Below are 16,081 nucleotides of genomic sequence, written 5' to 3' on the forward strand. Positions count from 1 at the left end.
CGTTGCAAGCAGGAGTGGTGATCGAGGATGCGTACAGGCAATGAACCGCGGACCGCGCGCAGTGCCCTGCGGGCGCGCTTCTGGCTGAGCGTATGGGGGCTTATCTGGGCGCTCTTCGGGACGGTGGCGTTCGCGCTCGCCGGGCGGAACGGGTGGGCCATCGCCTGCGGTGTGCTGCTGCTGATCGTCACGATCGACCTGGCCGTCGTCCTGCGGCACATCCGGCAGGGCCCGCACTACCAGCCGGGCCCCGGCATCCCGCCCTATCAGCCGCCGGACCGACGCCCCTGAAGCAGACGGGGACGGCTCACGAGTCGAAGTTCGCCGCCTTCAGGAACTCCGGGTTCGGGTCGAGCGCGGCCGCGAGGCGGAAGTGGCGTTTCGCCTGGTCGGGACGGCCCTGACGCTCATAGGTACGGGCGAGCGCGAAATGCGCGAACGCGTTGTCCGGCTCCCGCTCCAAAACGATCTGGAACTCCAGCTCCGCCGGCCTCAGCTGCGCCGCGGCGAAGAAGGCACGCGCTCGCAGCAGCCGCGCCGCGGTGTTCTCCGGGTGCGTGGCGATGACCCCGTCGAGCAGCTTCACCGCGCCCCGCGGGTCTCGCGCCGCGAGCAGGTGCTCGGCGGCGCGGAAGTCGATGACATGCGTCTCCGGGGTACGTCCGGTCGAACCACTGGTCTCGGGCACGGCAGAGTCCTTCCCTCACTGGACGGGTTCAACGCCCCCAGGGGGTGCCGCTATTCCGCGGGGGACGGCCCGGGCGCCTGTGACCTGCGCACCAGCTCGGCCCACACGTCCTTCACGCGCCGCTCCAGGTCCTCCAGCGGGACGTCGTTGTCGATCACGATGTCCGCGATCTCCCGGCGCTGCTCGCGCGTCGCCTGGGCGGCCATCCGCGCGCGGGCGTCCTCCTCGGTCATGCCACGCAGCCGGACGAGCCGGTCGAGCTGGGTCTCGGGAGCCGTGTCGACGACGATCACCAGGTCGTACAGCGGCGCCAGGCCGTTCTCCGTGAGGAGCGGGACGTCGTGGATGACGACCGCGTCCTCGGCGGCGGCCTCCTCCAGCTCGCGGGAACGGGCGCCCACCAGGGGGTGCACGATCGAGTTCAGGGTGGCGAGTCTGTCCGCGTCGGCGAAGACGATGGCGCCGAGGCGGGGCCGGTCCAGGCTGCCGTCGGCGGCGAGGATCTCCTCCCCGAAGGCCTCGACGACCGAGGCGAGCCCCGGCGTCCCCGGTGCGACGACCTCCCGCGCGATGCGGTCCGCGTCGATCAGCACGGCCCCGCACGCGACGAGCAGCCGTGACACCTCACTCTTGCCGGCGCCGATGCCGCCGGTCAGGCCCACCTTCAGCATGTCCCGCAGCTTAGGCCCTGCCGCTGACAGGGCCGCCGCCGGGCCGCACCGGGGTCAGTTGTCGCCTTCTCGTTCCGCCAGGAACTTCTCGAACTCCTGGCCGATCTCGTCGGCCGACGGGATGTCCACCGGTTCAGCGAGCATGTTGCCCCGGGTTTCGGCGCCCGCGACGGCGTCGTACTGGTGCTCCAGGCCGTCGATGAGCGCGGTGAGGTCCTCGTCGCCCTCGCGGATCTGCCGGTCGATCTCCGTCTGGGTGCGGTGGGCGTCCGAGCGCAGGGCGTGGGCGATACCCGGCAGGACCAGTCCGGTCGCCGCCGTGATGGCCTCCAGGACCGTCAGGGCCGCGTCCGGATAAGGGGAGCGGGCGATGTAGTGCGGGACGTGGGCGGCGACGCCCAGGACGTCGTGTCCGGCCTGGAGCAGACGGTACTCGATGAGGGACTCGGCGCTGCCGGGCACCTGCGCCTCGTCGAAGGGGCTGACGTGGCCCGGGACGAGATCGGTGCGGTTGCCGTGCGGGGTCAGGCCGACGGGCCGGGTGTGCGGGACGCCCATGGGGATGCCGTGGAAGTTCACGGAGAGGCGGACACCGAGCCGCTCCACGATCTGCTTCACGGCGGCGGCGAAGCGCTCCCACTCCACGTCCGGCTCGGGGCCGGACAGCAGCAGGAAGGGCGCGCCGGTGGCGTCCTGGACGAGCCGCACCTCAAGGGCGGGGTCCTCGTAGTCGCTCCAGCGGTCGCGCTTGAACGTCAGCAGCGGGCGGCGGGCGCGGTAGTCGACGAGCCGGTCGTGGTCGAAGCGGGCGACCACCTGGTGGGGCAGCGAGTCGAGCACCCGGTCGACGATCTGGTCGCCCGTCTCGCCGGCGTCGATGTATCCGTCGAAGTGGTAGAGCATGACAAGTCCGGCCGACTCCTGGGCGAGCGCCATGTCGACGACGGCCAGCCCCTTCGGCTCCCAGGCGTACAAATCCTGCGGATCAAGCACAGTGACCGCTCCTCCTCGTGTTCACACTCCACAACGCCGTTGCGGGCATGGGCATTCCCGCAGGAGGAGATTCATGATCTTGACAGCGAGGGAAACGCCCCGTCAGGGGCTCGGGGAACTGCGCGATCAGCCACCGACCACCCGCAGCCGCACGAGGGACGACACGACTGAGGGGCCGCACCCCGAAAGGTACGGCCCCTCGATCAGGAGCTACAGCTCAGTGGGCGTTCAGCTCTGCCCACCGGCCAGCTTCTCGCGCAGAGCGGCCAGCGCCTCGTCCGAGGCCAGCGCGCCGGAGTTGTCCGGGCCCTCGGAGGAGTACGAACCGCCACCACCGGACGCGGCCGGAGCGGCAGCCTCGCCACCCTCGGCAGCGGCCTTCTCGTCCGCCTCGCGGGACTTGATGACCTGCGCCTGGTGCTGCTCGAAGCGCTGCTGCGCCTCGGCGTACTGGGTCTCCCACGCCTCGCGCTGGGTCTCGTAGCCCTCGAGCCAGTCGTTGGTCTCGGGGTCGAAGCCCTCGGGGTAGATGTAGTTGCCCTGGTCGTCGTACGACGCGGCCATGCCGTAGAGCGTCGGGTCGAACTCGACCGAGGCCGGGTCCGAACCGAAGGACTCGTTGGCCTGCTTCAGCGAGAGGCTGATGCGACGGCGCTCGAGGTCGATGTCGATGACCTTGACGAAGATCTCGTCGTTGACCTGGACGACCTGCTCCGGGATCTCCACGTGGCGCTCGGCCAGCTCGGAGATGTGGACCAGACCCTCGATGCCCTCGTCCACGCGGACGAATGCACCGAACGGAACCAGCTTCGTGACCTTGCCGGGCACGACCTGGCCGATCTGGTGGGTGCGGGCGAACTGCTGCCACGGGTCTTCCTGGGTCGCCTTCAGCGACAGGGAGACACGCTCGCGGTCCATGTCGACGTCGAGGACCTCGACGGTGACTTCCTGGCCGACCTCGACAACCTCGGAGGGGTGGTCGATGTGCTTCCAGGAGAGCTCCGAGACGTGCACCAGGCCGTCGACGCCACCCAGGTCCACGAAGGCACCGAAGTTGACGATCGAGGAGACGACGCCGGAACGGACCTGACCCTTCTGGAGGGTCGTGAGGAACGTCTGGCGGACCTCGGACTGGGTCTGCTCCAGCCAGGCACGGCGGGACAGGACCACGTTGTTGCGGTTCTTGTCCAGCTCGATGATCTTGGCCTCGAGCTCCTTGCCCACGTAGGGCTGGAGGTCGCGGACACGGCGCATCTCGACGAGGGAAGCCGGCAGGAAGCCACGGAGGCCGATGTCGAGGATGAGACCACCCTTGACGACCTCGATGACGGTACCGGTGACGATGCCGTCCTCTTCCTTGATCTTCTCGATGGTGCCCCAGGCGCGCTCGTACTGGGCGCGCTTCTTCGAGAGGATCAGGCGGCCTTCCTTGTCCTCCTTCTGGAGAACAAGGGCTTCGATCTCGTCACCGACGGCGACGACCTCGTTGGGGTCGACGTCGTGCTTGATCGAGAGCTCGCGGCTCGGGATGACACCTTCGGTCTTGTAACCGATGTCGAGCAGGACCTCGTCCCGGTCGACCTTCACGATGACGCCGTCGACGATGTCGCCGTCGTTGAAGTACTTGATCGTCTCGTCGATCGCGGCGAGGAAGGCTTCCTCGTTACCGATGTCGTTGACCGCTACCTGCGGAGTGGTAGAGGTGGTCTCGGTGCTGCTCGTCATGTGGGAAAGGGCTCCGGTACGGACAGTGAGTCGTAGGTACTGCTTACGCCGGGAGCCCGTTTCGCTCTGAAGAAGCCGGACAGCCAAGGAAGCGCCACACAAAACCACTGGTGGCGCCTCGACAACCGAGGGGACATACAACAGATGCGAGCGCGACCTGCTACGTCTGAGGTGCGCAGGCCCGCAGCGCAACTTGTAGCATACGGGGGCAGCCGGGCAGGGTCAATGCGCGAAGCCGCCCACGCGGGGCGGATCGCCGCATTCCCGGCACAAGTCGTGTCGTCCGAGGCCACGCGGGCCGTACGACGTCCCCTTTGTGACACCGCCGGGGCCGGCTGGACGGAAGAGTACGACGAGGGAGCCGATCATCCAAGAGTCCGAAGCGTCCGAACCCGAGGCCACCCGGCGTGATGCCGATGTCGCGGAAAGCTCCCGGGCCAATCGCGGCTGGTGGGACCGCAACGCGGACGAGTACCAGATCGAGCACGGCACGTTCCTCGGCGACGACCGCTTCGTCTGGGGGCCCGAGGGCCTGGACGAGGTGGAGGCCGAACTGCTCGGCCCGCCGGAAGGACTGAAGGGCCGCGACGTGCTGGAGATCGGCGCCGGCGCCGCCCAGTGCTCGCGCTGGCTGACCGCCCAGGGTGCGCGTCCGGTCGCCCTGGACATCTCGCACCGGCAGCTCCAGCACGCCCTGCGCATCGGCGGTTCCTTCCCCTTGGTGTGCGCCGACGCCGGTGCGCTGCCGTTCGCGGACGGCTCCTTCGACCTGGCCTGCTCGGCGTACGGGGCGCTGCCCTTCGTCGCCGATCCGCGCCAGGTCCTGCGGGAGGTGCGCCGGGTGCTGCGGCCCGGGGGCCGGCTCGTGTTCTCGGTGACGCATCCGATCCGCTGGGCCTTCCCGGACGAGCCGGGCCCTGAGGGGCTGTCGGTGTCGGGCTCGTACTTCGACCGCACTCCCTATGTCGAGCAGGACGACGAGGGCCGGGCGGTCTACGTCGAGCACCACCGCACGCTGGGCGACCGCGTCCGGGACGTCGTGGCGTCGGGCTTCCGTCTGGTCGACCTGGTGGAGCCGGAGTGGCCCGTGTGGAACACGTCCGAGTGGGGCGGCTGGTCGCCGTTGCGCGGGAACCTGATCCCGGGCACGGCGATCTTCGTGTGCGAGCGAAGTGAGACGGGGGCACCCCCGGCCGAAGGCTGAGGGAGGGACCGACCCCCGCGCGGGCGGGACCTCTCCCCGGGCGTACGACACTGATGGCGTGATCCGTGACGACGCCCTGGCCTCCCTGCCCGTACGCGGTGCCCTGCCCGCCCTGCGCGAAGCCCTCGACGGGCACGGCACCGCCGTCCTCGTGGCGCCGCCCGGCACCGGCAAGACGACCCTGGTGCCTCTGGCGCTGGCGGGGCTGCTCGGGGAGGGGCCCGAGCGGCGGGTGATCGTGGCCGAGCCGCGGCGGATCGCGGCCCGGGCCGCGGCAAGGCGGATGGCGTGGCTGCTGGGCGAGAAGCCCGGCGAGAGCGTCGGCTACACCGTGCGCGGGGAACGGGTCGTCGGGCGGCACACGCGCGTTGAGGTCGTGACGACCGGTGTGCTCGTCCAGCGGCTGCAGCGGGACCAGGAGCTGGCCGGCGCGGACGTGGTGGTGCTGGACGAGTGCCACGAGCGGCACCTGGACGCGGACACGGCGGCGGCCTTCCTCTGGGACGTACGGCAGGCCCTGCGGCCGGAGCTGCGGCTGGTGGCCGCCTCGGCGACGACCGACGCACAGGGGTGGGCGCGGCTGCTGGGCGGGGCCCCGGTGGTCGAGGCGCAGGGCACGGCGTATCCGGTGGAGGCCGTGTGGGCGCCGCCGGTGCGGCCCGTACGCCCGCCGCACGGCATGCGGGTCGATCCGGCGCTGCTGGCGCACGTGGCGTCCGTGGTGCGGCGGGCGCTGGCCGAGCGGGAGGGGGACGTGCTGTGTTTTCTTCCGGGTGTGGGCGAGATCGCCCGGGTCGCCGGGCAGCTCGGCGGGCTCGGTGACGTCGAGGTGCTCCAGGTGCACGGGCGGGCGCCGGCGGCCGTGCAGGACGCGGTGCTGGCGCCCGGGGAGCGGCGGCGGGTCGTGCTGGCCACGTCCGTCGCGGAGTCGTCGCTGACGGTCCCGGGGGTCCGGGTCGTCGTGGATTCCGGGCTGGCGCGCGAGCCGCGGGTGGACCACGCGCGCGGGCTGAGCGCGCTGACGACGGTGCGGGCGTCGCAGGCGGCCGGGCGGCAGCGGGCGGGGCGGGCCGGGCGTGAGGCGCCGGGGGCGGTGTACCGCTGCTGGGCGGAGGCCGAGGATGCCCGTCTGCCGCGGTTTCCGTCGCCGGAGATCAAGGTGGCCGACCTGACGGCGTTCGCGCTCCAGGTGGCGTGCTGGGGGGATCCGGACGCGTCGGGTCTGGCGCTGCTGGACGGGCCGCCGAGTGGGGCGATGGCGGCGGCGCGGGAGGTCTTGGCGGCGGTGGGGGCGGTGGACTCCGACGGGCGGGCCACTGAGCGGGGAGTCCGGCTGAGCCGGGTGGGCGTGCACCCCCGGCTGGGGCGGGCACTGCTCGACTCCGTCCCGTTCACGGGGGCCGAGAGGGCTGCCGAGGTCGTGGCGCTGTTGAGCGAGGAGGCTCCGCGGGAGTACGGCGATGATCTGGCCGGTGCGCTGCGTCGTGCTCGGCGTGGGGGTGACGCCTATTCCTCACGGTGGCGGACGGAGGTTCGGCGGCTGCGGGCCGCCGTTTCCGGTGTGTCCGACAAGGCGGCGGCAGAACCGGAGACGCCGGCGGGTCTCTCCGAGGAGCAGCAGGCCGGCCTCGTCGCCGCTCTCGCCTTTCCCGAGCGGGTCGCCAGGGCCGACGGCGGGTCGTATCTCATGGTGTCCGGGACGCGGGCGGAGGCCGGCGCGGGGAGTGCGCTGCGCGGGGCGGAGTGGGTGGCCGTCGCCGTGGCGGACCGGCCCGTGGGCAAGGGGCACGCGCGCGTGCAGTCGGGGGCGGTCGTGGACGAGGACGTGGCCCGGCTCGCCGCGGGCGCGCTGCTCGACGAGCGGGACGAGGTCCGGTGGGACGGCGGCGATGTGGTCGCGCGGAGGGTGGAGCGGCTGGGAGCCGTGGAGCTGACGGTGCGGGCGCTGAAGGACGCCGACCCCACGCTGGTGCGCGACGCGTTGCTCGACGGGCTGCGGCGGGAGGGGTTCGGGCTGTTGCGGTGGTCGGCGGAGGCCGATGCCCTGCGGCAGCGGCTGGCGTTCCTGCGGCTCCATGTCGGTGCGCCCTGGCCGGACGTGTCCGACGACGCGCTGCACGCGCGCGTGGAGGAGTGGCTGGAGCCGGAGCTCGGCCGGGCGCGGCGGCGGGCCGATCTGGCGCGGATCGACGCCGGGCAGGCGCTCGCCCGGCTGCTGCCCTGGGCCTCCGGTGAGGCGGGGCGGCTCGACGAGCTGGCCCCGGAGCGGATGACGGTGCCGAGCGGTTCGAGGATCCGGATCGACTACTCCCGGCCCGAGCAGCCCGTGCTGGCGGTGAAGCTGCAGGAGATGTTCGGGCTCCAGGAGTCGCCGCGGGTAGCCGGGGTGCCGCTGCTCGTGCACCTGCTGTCCCCGGCCGGGCGCCCGGCCGCCGTCACCGCCGATCTCGCGTCGTTCTGGCGTGACGGCTACAGAGGCGTACGGGCGGAGCTGCGGGGGCGGTATCCGAAGCATCCGTGGCCCGAGGACCCGGCGGGTGCCGAGCCGACCCGGCACACCAACGCGCGGCTCAGGCGCTGACCGACGACGGTTCCTCGGCCGCCGTGGGTGCCGGGCCCGAGGGGCGGCGGCTGCGCGCCTCCAGGTACAGCGCGAGGGCCAGCAGGAGGACTCCGAGGGTCAGGAAGCCCCAGGGCAGGTAGGACGTCATCAGCAGGACGAGCAGGCGCTGGGACTTCACCAGGTCGACGGTGTGCGTGATGTAGTCCTCGCGCATCTTCACGTGGCCGGCGAACGCGGTCACCTTGTCGCGGTCGCCGAGGAGGGTGCCGCCGCGCAGTTCCTCCTTGTGGATCTCCTCTCCGTACACGGGGGCTCCGGTGAGGGGTTCGACCCAGAACTTGCGGACCGTGGTGTACCAGCGGGTCGTGCCGGTCTGTGCCACCGCCTCGGGGGCGAGGCCCTCGACGGGCAGGGTCTTCGGGATCTTCACCTTGGTCCAGGGGATGGTCTGCTCGAAGTAGTAGACCTCCAGACCGCGGAAGTCCCGGGTGCCCTCGTAGGTGATGGGGGCGGTGACGCGGGCCTGGGCGTCGAAGTACTCGTAGGCCCGCTTCTCCGTCAGGAAGGGCCACTTGAACTCGATGCCCGTGCGGCGCACCGGGTCGCCGTCGACCATTTCGCCGGTGGCGTGGACGGGTTCCTGGGTGTGGGCGTCGAAGATGTAGCGCTCGGGGATCTTGGAGACCATCTTGCCGTCGGGGCCGACGACGTAGGACAGGCCGTCCCAGACGACGACGTCCCGCCCGGCCGACTCCTCGATCCGCTCGGAGGCTTCAACGTTGCCCTTGAGGGTCTGGACGATGGTGACCTTGGGGACCTTCTTCGCCCGCATGGTGCCGTAGTCGAGGAGGGTGGCGTCCTTCGCCTCCAGGACCATGTCCTGGTACTGGTTCGCGGGGACCTTGGCGAGGCGCGGGAAGGCGTACCAGCGCAGCAGCGGGGACAGGGCCGCGAAGAACACGGCGAGGGCGAGCAGGACCAGGCCGGCCTTGCGGCGCATCTCGGCCTCCCTCCCGGGCGGGCGGTCAGGGGTGTGCGGGCACGGTCGTCAGCAGTGGCTTCGGGGACGTCCCGCCCGAGGGGGTGCCGAGGGCGGTCAGCGTCAGGACCACGGCGAACGCGACGGCGAGACCGGTGGCGGCGGCGATGAGGGCGCGCATGCGGAGCCTCCCCACGGGTGTCGTGACGGACGGAACTGATACTCCGTCAGGTTCTCGGCACCGTAGCAACGGGCGGCGGAGATGAGAACACGTTGCACACACAACGACGCCCCTCCTTGGAAGAGGGGCGTCGTCTGTCGTACCTGAGAGCTACGCGCTCGGACTCGCCGAAGCGCTCGGCGAGGACGTCTCGGCCGCCGCCACGGCCAGTTCGACGGTGAGCGTCGCTCCGCCGGCCGTGGTGATGCGGAGCAGGAAGTTGCCGGTCGTGTCGTCCGCGTACAGCTTCGGCAGTTTCAGCAGGCCCTTCGCGTCCGTCTTCAGGCCCGTGAGGGTGCGGACGGTCTTGCCGTCGGCGTCCTTGAAGTAGGGGCCCTTGTCGTTGGCGGTAGCGTCGTCCGCCGAGGTGATCAGTGTGGCGGTGGCCGCGACACCGTCGGCGACGGCGCCGTTGTACGTGGCCTTCACCTCGACCTGGGTCGCGAACTCGCCGCCCGGGGCGCAGGTCAGTGCGGCGTCATCGGTGCGGGCGAGGGTGTCCGCGGCGCGCTCGGTGACGGTGGCCTTGTAGTCCAGGCCCGGGACGGTACGGCCCACCACGGTGGCGCGGACGGTGACGGCGCCGGTCTTCTCCCCCGCCTGGAGGGCGGGCGCCACGGCCACACCGGAGCTGTTGGTGGCGACCGTGGCCACGCTCTCACCGCCGGTGAAGGTGGTGTCCGTGTCGCCGACGATGGTGAAGCGGACCCTGACCTTGGCGACGGCCTTGCCGGCCTCCGTCTCGGCGCGGGTGCTGATCCGCTTGCCGAACGTGTCGCCGGCCATGGCGGTGAGCTTCGCGGTTCCGGCGTCCTCCAGGTGGTCCACCGTGTCGGTGGGGGTGGGAGTCGTCGTGGGCGGCGTGGACGGCGTGCCGGGCGGGGTGGTGGGCGGGGTGGTGGGCGGCTTCGGGGCCGGCGTACCGCCGCCGGGCTTCCCGGGCTTGCCCGGCTTGGGGCGGTCGGGCCCGGGCGTCGGGCTGCCGGGCGGGGTGGTGCCCGGTGTGCTGCCCGGTGTGGTGGGCGTGGGGCTCGCACCCGCGCCGTCGTCGCTGCGGTTGCCGGGCAGTGTGCCGGTGCCGTCCGGGACCTCATGGGTGCCCTTGCGGTAGTACTCCAGCCACCTCATGACGAGGTTCAGGTATTCCCGCGACTGGTTGTAGCTGAGGATCGCCCGGTCGAGGTCGTCCTGCTGGGACAGGTCCCAGTTGTTGCGGCACAGGTAGTGGCCGGCGGCGAGCGCGGCGTCGTAGATGTTGTTGGGGTCCTTCTTGCCGTCGCCGTTGCCGTCGCGGCCGGCCCAGGCCCAGGTGGAGGGGATGAACTGCATGGGACCGACGGCCTGGTCGTAGGAGCTGTTGCCGTCGTACGCGCCGTCGTCGGTGTCCTTGATGAGGGCGAAGCCGTTGCCGTCGAGCTGCGGGCCCAGGATCGGCTTGATGGTGGTGCCGTCGGCCCTGACCTGGCCGCCGCGGGCCTGTCCCGACTCCACCCGGCCTATGGCCGCGAGGAGTTGCCAGGGCAGGTTGCAGCCGGGCTTGGCCTCGCGCAGCGTGGTCTCGGCCTTCTTGTAGGCGTCGAGGACGGTCGCGGGGATGCCGGCTTCCGTGGCGCCCGTGCCGCCCGGGCCGGGGCCCGTGGAGGGTGACGGGTTCGGGCTCTTGAGCGGAGGCAGATCCGTGTAGTACGGCGAGTTGCCGGTGGCGCTGCCGTCGGAGGCACTCGCTTCGGGTGAGGGGGTGGCGTCGGCGGCGGTCTGTCTGCCGTGGTCGTTGACACCCGGAGCCTGGGAGGCGGACAGGGCCGCGACCGCCACCGCGGCCACGGCGGTGGTCGCCGCCCCCTTGCGCAGCCTCCTGCCGAATTGCGCCGCCATAGAGTGAACCCCTCCCGTGGACGCCCGAGCGCCCGGTCTACGTCTGCAGTGTTCGCCCTGTTGTGACGATCCAACCGCCCGAGGGGTTGCCCTCCGACGGCCACAACTCTGTTCTCTTGCGTGCTCTGCTCTTTACCGCGTTCACGTGATCGACGCACTCCCCGCGCGGCGACTCTGGCGACCCTACGACAACTTCCTTTGCTCGGGCACCCGTTCGTGACCGTTTTTCACCAGTTGGTCATGTGCGCCTCTTGACGTCGCCGACGGAGCGGCATCCCGCATACTGGGCCACTGACCGCCGGGCGTCCCGGCCAGGTGCAACGACCGTCGCGAGGAGCCGAGTTGCCGTTCACGCTGAGCCATGCGGCAGCCGTGCTGCCCGCCGTACGCACCGACGGCACCGGCCGGGGCCGGCTGGTGCCCGCCGTGCTCGTGGCGGGTTCCTTCGCGCCCGACATGACCTACTACGCGGCGAGTGTGCTGTCCGGGGCGATGGAGTTCGGTGACGTCACGCACGCTCTCCCGGGGGTCTTCACGGTCGATGTGCTCATCGCCTGGGCGCTGGTGGGGCTGTGGCTGCTGATGCGCGAGCCGCTCGTCGCGCTGCTGCCGCGGGCCCGGCAGGGGCGGGTGGCGGCCCTGCTGCGGTGCGGGGCGCCGCGCGAGCGGGTGCGGTCGTCGCTGGTGGCGCGGTGGTACGTGTCCGCGGTGCTCGGTGCGCTGACCCATGTGGTGTGGGACGCGTTCACGCATCTCGACCGGTGGGGCATGCGGCTGTTTCCGGTGCTGGGCCGGGAGGTGGCGGGCTCGCCGCTGTACTGGTATTTGCAGTACGGCGGTTCGGCGGTGGCCGCGGTCGTGATCGCCGTGTTCGTGGCGCGTGCGCTGCGGCGGACGCCCGTACGCGAACCGGTGGGGGTCCCCCTCCTCGCGGTACGGGACCGGTGGGCGGCCGCTGCCCTGATCGGCGGCTTCGCGCTGGTGGGGGCGGTGCAGCGGGCATCGCGGTGGTGGGCCTACTGGGGCTCGGCCGCGAAGCCGTGGGAGATCATTCCGACGGTGTGCTTCGGCGCGGGCGCGGGGCTCGTCCCGGCGCTGCTGCTCTACGCCGTGGGGGTCAGGGCGCGGCGTCCGGTTCCGGTCCCCACCGGTCCTGCCCCTGCCGCCGAGACGCAGCCGAGCCGCCCGGCCGCCCGCTGAGCGTGCTGTCCGTCGTGATGTACACGGTGATGGTGGTGTGCGCGGGGCGGGGGCGTGGGAGCAGGGTGAGGACCAGGGTCAGGTAGTCACGGGCCACTCGGGCCCAGGGGCGGGAGGGTTTGCCCGGGGTTTTGGGGGCGCAGGGGGGTCGGGCCCCGGCGGGTACGGTGCCGGTGACGCCGGACGGACCGGCGACGGTCAGCGTGTTGTCCGCGCCGATGACACCGACGAGGGCAGCCAGAGCGTCGGCGCCGGATAGGCCGGTGAGCGCGGCCAGAGCGTCCCTGTCGGTGAGGCCGGTGAGCGCGGCCAGAGCGTCCCTGTCGGTGAGGCCGGTGAGCGCGGCCAGAGCGTCGGCGCCGGATAGGCCGGTGAGCGCAGCGAGAGCATCCGTGTCGGTGAGACCGTTCAGGGCGGACAGAACATCGGTGCCGGTGAGGCCCGTCAGAGCATCCGCGTCGGCGAGAGCGGTCAGCGCGGCCAGACCGTCGGTGCCGACGAGCGCGGGAGCGGCGGGCAGGTCGTCTGCGCCGGGAAGAACCGTGGCTGCGGTCAGGGCGCCGGTGTCGGTGGAGCCGGTGGGCCGCCGTCGGTGGGGGGACAGGCGCTGCCGGAGTTCCGCCGTCGCCAGGCGCAGGGCCGAGGTGAAGGCGAAGGTGACGGGGACGCGAACCGTACTCGCGGCGGCCTCGAACGCGGGGACCGGCGGCGGTGCCCCGCCTGATGCCGTGCGGCTGAGGAACGTGCGTATACCCATGCCCCGCATCTTTGCGAGCACCGTGGGCGGAGGCGCCTTCTCGGGGGCCACGCGAGTGACGGTTCAGTGGGGGCCGGGGCGGGGCGGGTGACCAGGGCGAGCCGGTGCCCCGGGTGAGGCGTGCCCCCAAGGCCCGGCTCACGCGAGACTCCGGCGCCTCGGACATGCGGAACCGCGGACATGCGGGACCTCGGCCCCTCCGGCGGACGCGGGACCCGGGCCGCGGGAAACCCCCCGCGCACCCGGGCCACCGCTCCGATCCGCCCGGCGGCCACCCGCCCAGCCGGCCTACCGGCCGGCCGACTAGTGCGCCGCCGACTCCCAGTCCGGGCCCGCGCCCACCGAGACACCCAGAGGGACGCGGAGATCGACAGCGCTCGCCATCTCCCGGCGGACCAGCTCCTCGGCTGCGGCCCGCTCCCCGGGGGCGATCTCCAGCACGATTTCGTCGTGGACCTGGAGGAGCATGCGGGAGGCGAGGCCGGCGTCCTTCAGGGCGTCGTCGACCTTGAGCATGGCGATCTTGACGATGTCGGCCGCGGTGCCCTGGATGGGCGCGTTCAGGGCCATCCGCTCGGCGGCCTCACGGCGCTGGCGGTTGTCGCTGTTGAGGTCGGGGAGGTAGCGGCGGCGCCCGAAGAGCGTCGCCGTGTAGCCCGTGGCCCGGGCCTCGTCGACCGCCCTGCGCAGATAGTCCCGTACGCCGCCGAACCGCTCGAAGTACGCGTCCATCAGGGCGCGGGCCTCCGCCGCCTCGATGTTCAGCTGCTGGGACAGGCCGAAGGCCGAGAGCCCGTAGGCCAGGCCGTACGACATGGCCTTGATCTTGCGGCGCATCTCGGCGTCGACCGCGGTCGGCTCGACCGCGAAGACCTGGGAGGCGGCCGTGGTGTGCAGGTCCTCGCCGGAGGTGAACGCCTCGATCAGGCCCTCGTCCTCGGAGAGGTGCGCCATCACACGCAGCTCGATCTGGCTGTAGTCGGCCGTCATCAGCGACTCGAAGCCCTCGCCGACGACGAAGCCGCGGCGGATCGCCCGGCCCTCGTCGGTGCGGACCGGGATGTTCTGGAGGTTCGGGTCGGTCGAGGACAGGCGGCCGGTGGCGGCGACCGTCTGGTTGAAGGTGGTGTGGATGCGGCCGTCCGCTGCGATGGTCTTGATCAGGCCCTCGACGGTCACGCGGAGCTTGGCCTGCTCGCGGTGGCGGAGCATGATCACCGGCAGTTCGTTGTCCGTCTGCGCGGCGAGCCAGGCCAGGGCGTCGGCGTCCGTGGTGTAGCCGGTCTTGGTCCGCTTGGTCTTGGGCAGGGCCAGTTCGCCGAAGAGGACCTCCTGGAGCTGCTTGGGCGAGCCCAGGTTGAACTCGTGCCCGGCCGCCGCGTGGGCCTCCTTGACCGCCTGCTGGACCGCGGCGGCGAACATCTGCTCCATGGCCTCCAGGTGGGGCCGGTCGGCCGCGATGCCGTGCCGCTCCATGCGGGCGAGCAGCGCGGACGTGGGCAGCTCCATGTCGCGCAGCAGGTCGGCGGCGCCGACCTCCTCCAGCCGGCTCTCGAAGGCCTGGCCCAGGTCGAGGACGGCCCGGGCCTGGATCATCAGGGCCTCGGCCTCGGCGCCGTCGTCGGCCCCGAAGGCGAGCTGGCCGTCGGCCGCGGCGGCCGGGGTCAGCTCGCGGTGCAGATACTCCAGGGACAGCGCGTCCAGGTCGAAGGAGCGGCGGCCCGGCTTGACCAGGTAGGCGGCGAGCGCGGTGTCCATGGTGACGCCCCCGACGCTCCAGCCGTGCTCGGCGAAGACGCGCATGGCGCCCTTGGCGTTGTGGAGGATCTTGGGCCGGGCGGCGTCGGCGAGCCAGGCAGCGAAGGCCCGCTCGTCGGCCTCGTCCAGCTGGGAGGGGTCGAACCAGGCGGCGGGTCCGCCGGGGGCGGCGAGGGCGACCTCGGCGACCGAGCCGGTGCCGAGCGCCCAGGTGCCGACCGTGGCGATGCCGAGGGGCTGGGTGCCGTGCTCGGTGAGCCAGGCGGGCAGCTCGCCGGTGGAGAGCACGGTGCCGTCCAGCTCCACGCCTTCGGTGCTGACCGGGGTGGTCTCGGCCTCCTCGGCGCCGGGGTCGACGGCGAAGAGCCGCTCGCGCAGCGAGGGGTTCCTGATCTCCAGGGTGTCCAGGATCATCGCGACGGCCTTGCGGTCGTAGGCCGCGCGCTCCAGTTCGGTGACGCCCTTGGGGAGCTCGACCCGGCGCTCCAGCTCGGTGAGCCGGCGGTTGAGCTTGACGGATTCCAGGTGGTCGCGGAGGTTCTGGCCGGCCTTGCCCTTGACCTCGTCGACGCGCTCGACGAGCTCGGCGAAGGAGCCGAACTGGTTGATCCACTTCGCGGCGGTCTTCTCGCCGACGCCGGGGATGCCGGGGAGGTTGTCGGAGGGGTCACCGCGCAGGGCCGCGAAGTCGGGGTACTGCGCGGGGGTCAACGCGTACTTCTCGAATACCTTCTCCGGGGTGAAGCGGGTCAGCTCGGAGACGCCCTTGGTCGGGTACAGCACCGTGGTGTGCTCGCTGACCAGCTGGAACGAGTCGCGGTCGCCGGTGACGATCAGGACCTCGAAGCCCTCGGCCTCGGCCTGGGTGGCGAGCGTGGCGATGACGTCGTCCGCCTCGAAGCCGTCCACCGCGAAGCGGGAGACGCCCATCGCGTCCAGCAGCTCGCCGATCAGCTCGACCTGGCCCTTGAACTCGTCGGGGGTCTTGGAGCGGTTCGCCTTGTACTCCGTGAACTCCTGGGAGCGCCAGGTCTTGCGGGAGACGTCGAAGGCGACCGCGAAGTGCGTGGGCGCCTCGTCGCGCAGCGTGTTGGCGAGCATCGACGCGAAGCCGTAGATCGCGTTCGTCGGCTGGCCCGTCGCGGTGGTGAAGTTCTCCGCGGGCAGCGCGAAGAACGCGCGGTAGGCCAGCGAGTGCCCGTCCATGAGCATCAGTCGCGGCCGGCTGCCGCCGGAGGTCTGGTCGGTCGTCTTCGATGCTGTCTCTGCCACGCCCCCGATCCTGCCACGCCCCACTGACAGTCGGTCCCGCCCCCGCGGGTGCCGGGCCCGGGCGCATCCCACGGGGGCCCCGCTCACGCACCCCGCCCTCGGAGCCTCCCGGCCCGACCGCGACCGCTGTCACCCTCGCGTGCGAGGATCGGAGACGTACCTCACAGCGCAGTCGA

Annotated in this window: 13 protein-coding genes; 4 read left to right on the top strand and 9 right to left on the bottom strand. The window is 71.9% G+C overall.

All coding sequences use genetic code 11. The features are described 5' to 3' along the window. The first annotated feature begins 27 nt into the window (after nt 1-27). Nucleotides 28-291: a DUF6343 family protein gene (locus tag RFN52_RS09895; protein ID WP_184845193.1), complete on the top strand. Its 264-nt coding sequence runs from the start codon at nt 28-30 to the stop codon at nt 289-291. Between the two features lie 16 nt (nt 292-307). Here RFN52_RS09895 and RFN52_RS09900 read toward each other — a convergent pair whose 3' ends face one another. The 4 genes from RFN52_RS09900 to rpsA form a co-directional block, all read right to left on the bottom strand. Next, nucleotides 308-688, bottom strand: coding sequence for a tetratricopeptide repeat protein (locus RFN52_RS09900; protein ID WP_184845195.1), 381 nt, complete (start codon nt 686-688; stop codon nt 308-310). A 50-nt stretch (nt 689-738) separates the two neighbouring features. After that, nucleotides 739-1,359 carry a dephospho-CoA kinase gene (coaE, locus tag RFN52_RS09905; protein WP_184845198.1) on the bottom strand — a complete coding sequence of 207 codons (621 nt, stop codon included), beginning with the start codon at nt 1,357-1,359 and terminating at the stop codon, nt 739-741. Between the two features lie 54 nt (nt 1,360-1,413). Next, complete coding sequence (locus tag RFN52_RS09910) at nt 1,414-2,352, bottom strand: PAC2 family protein (RefSeq protein WP_184845200.1); 939 nt, start codon at nt 2,350-2,352, stop codon at nt 1,414-1,416. 228 nt (nt 2,353-2,580) lie between these two features. After that, complete coding sequence (gene rpsA / locus RFN52_RS09915; RefSeq protein ID WP_142164567.1) at nt 2,581-4,077, bottom strand: 30S ribosomal protein S1; 1,497 nt, start codon at nt 4,075-4,077, stop codon at nt 2,581-2,583. Nucleotides 4,078-4,393: 316 nt separating this feature from the next. On the opposite strand from rpsA, the gene RFN52_RS09920 reads away from it, so the two are divergent. After that, nucleotides 4,394-5,281, top strand: a complete 888-nt coding sequence (locus RFN52_RS09920; protein WP_373308460.1) for a class I SAM-dependent methyltransferase — start codon at nt 4,394-4,396, stop codon at nt 5,279-5,281. A gap of 58 nt (nt 5,282-5,339) precedes the next feature. After that, on the top strand, nt 5,340-7,862 hold the full coding sequence (gene hrpB, locus RFN52_RS09925; protein ID WP_184845202.1) for an ATP-dependent helicase HrpB: 2,523 nt from the start codon (nt 5,340-5,342) through the stop codon (nt 7,860-7,862). Here hrpB and pgfA read toward each other — a convergent pair. From pgfA to RFN52_RS09940, 3 genes are all read right to left on the bottom strand, one after another. Further along, entirely contained in the window at nt 7,852-8,844 is a 993-nt protein-coding gene (pgfA, locus tag RFN52_RS09930) for a cell envelope lipid trafficking protein PgfA (RefSeq protein ID WP_184845204.1), read from the bottom strand. The genes hrpB and pgfA overlap by 11 nt on opposite strands. Before the next feature lie 25 nt (nt 8,845-8,869). Further along, nucleotides 8,870-9,004 carry an SPW_0924 family protein gene (locus tag RFN52_RS09935; protein WP_107308296.1) on the bottom strand — a complete coding sequence of 45 codons (135 nt, stop codon included), beginning with the start codon at nt 9,002-9,004 and terminating at the stop codon, nt 8,870-8,872. Between the two features lie 150 nt (nt 9,005-9,154). Then, nucleotides 9,155-10,918: a lytic transglycosylase domain-containing protein gene (locus tag RFN52_RS09940; RefSeq protein ID WP_184845206.1), complete on the bottom strand. Its 1,764-nt coding sequence runs from the start codon at nt 10,916-10,918 to the stop codon at nt 9,155-9,157. Nucleotides 10,919-11,260: 342 nt separating this feature from the next. On the opposite strand from RFN52_RS09940, the gene RFN52_RS09945 reads away from it, so the two are divergent. Beyond that, a complete protein-coding gene (locus RFN52_RS09945) occupies nt 11,261-12,118 on the top strand; it encodes a DUF4184 family protein (RefSeq protein ID WP_184845208.1) in 858 nt (285 codons plus the stop codon). Here the strand turns inward: RFN52_RS09945 and RFN52_RS09950 are convergent. Together RFN52_RS09950 and polA are read right to left on the bottom strand one after the other, a co-directional pair. Beyond that, on the bottom strand, nt 12,036-12,875 hold the full coding sequence (locus RFN52_RS09950; RefSeq protein ID WP_184845210.1) for a hypothetical protein: 840 nt from the start codon (nt 12,873-12,875) through the stop codon (nt 12,036-12,038). The genes RFN52_RS09945 and RFN52_RS09950 overlap by 83 nt on opposite strands. A 303-nt stretch (nt 12,876-13,178) precedes the next feature. Continuing rightward, nucleotides 13,179-15,905, bottom strand: a complete 2,727-nt coding sequence (polA, locus tag RFN52_RS09955) for a DNA polymerase I (RefSeq protein WP_184845212.1) — start codon at nt 15,903-15,905, stop codon at nt 13,179-13,181. Nucleotides 15,906-16,081: the final 176 nt, after the last annotated feature.

It is taken from the genome of Streptomyces collinus (genome assembly GCF_031348265.1).
Classification (GTDB): domain Bacteria; phylum Actinomycetota; class Actinomycetes; order Streptomycetales; family Streptomycetaceae; genus Streptomyces; species Streptomyces collinus.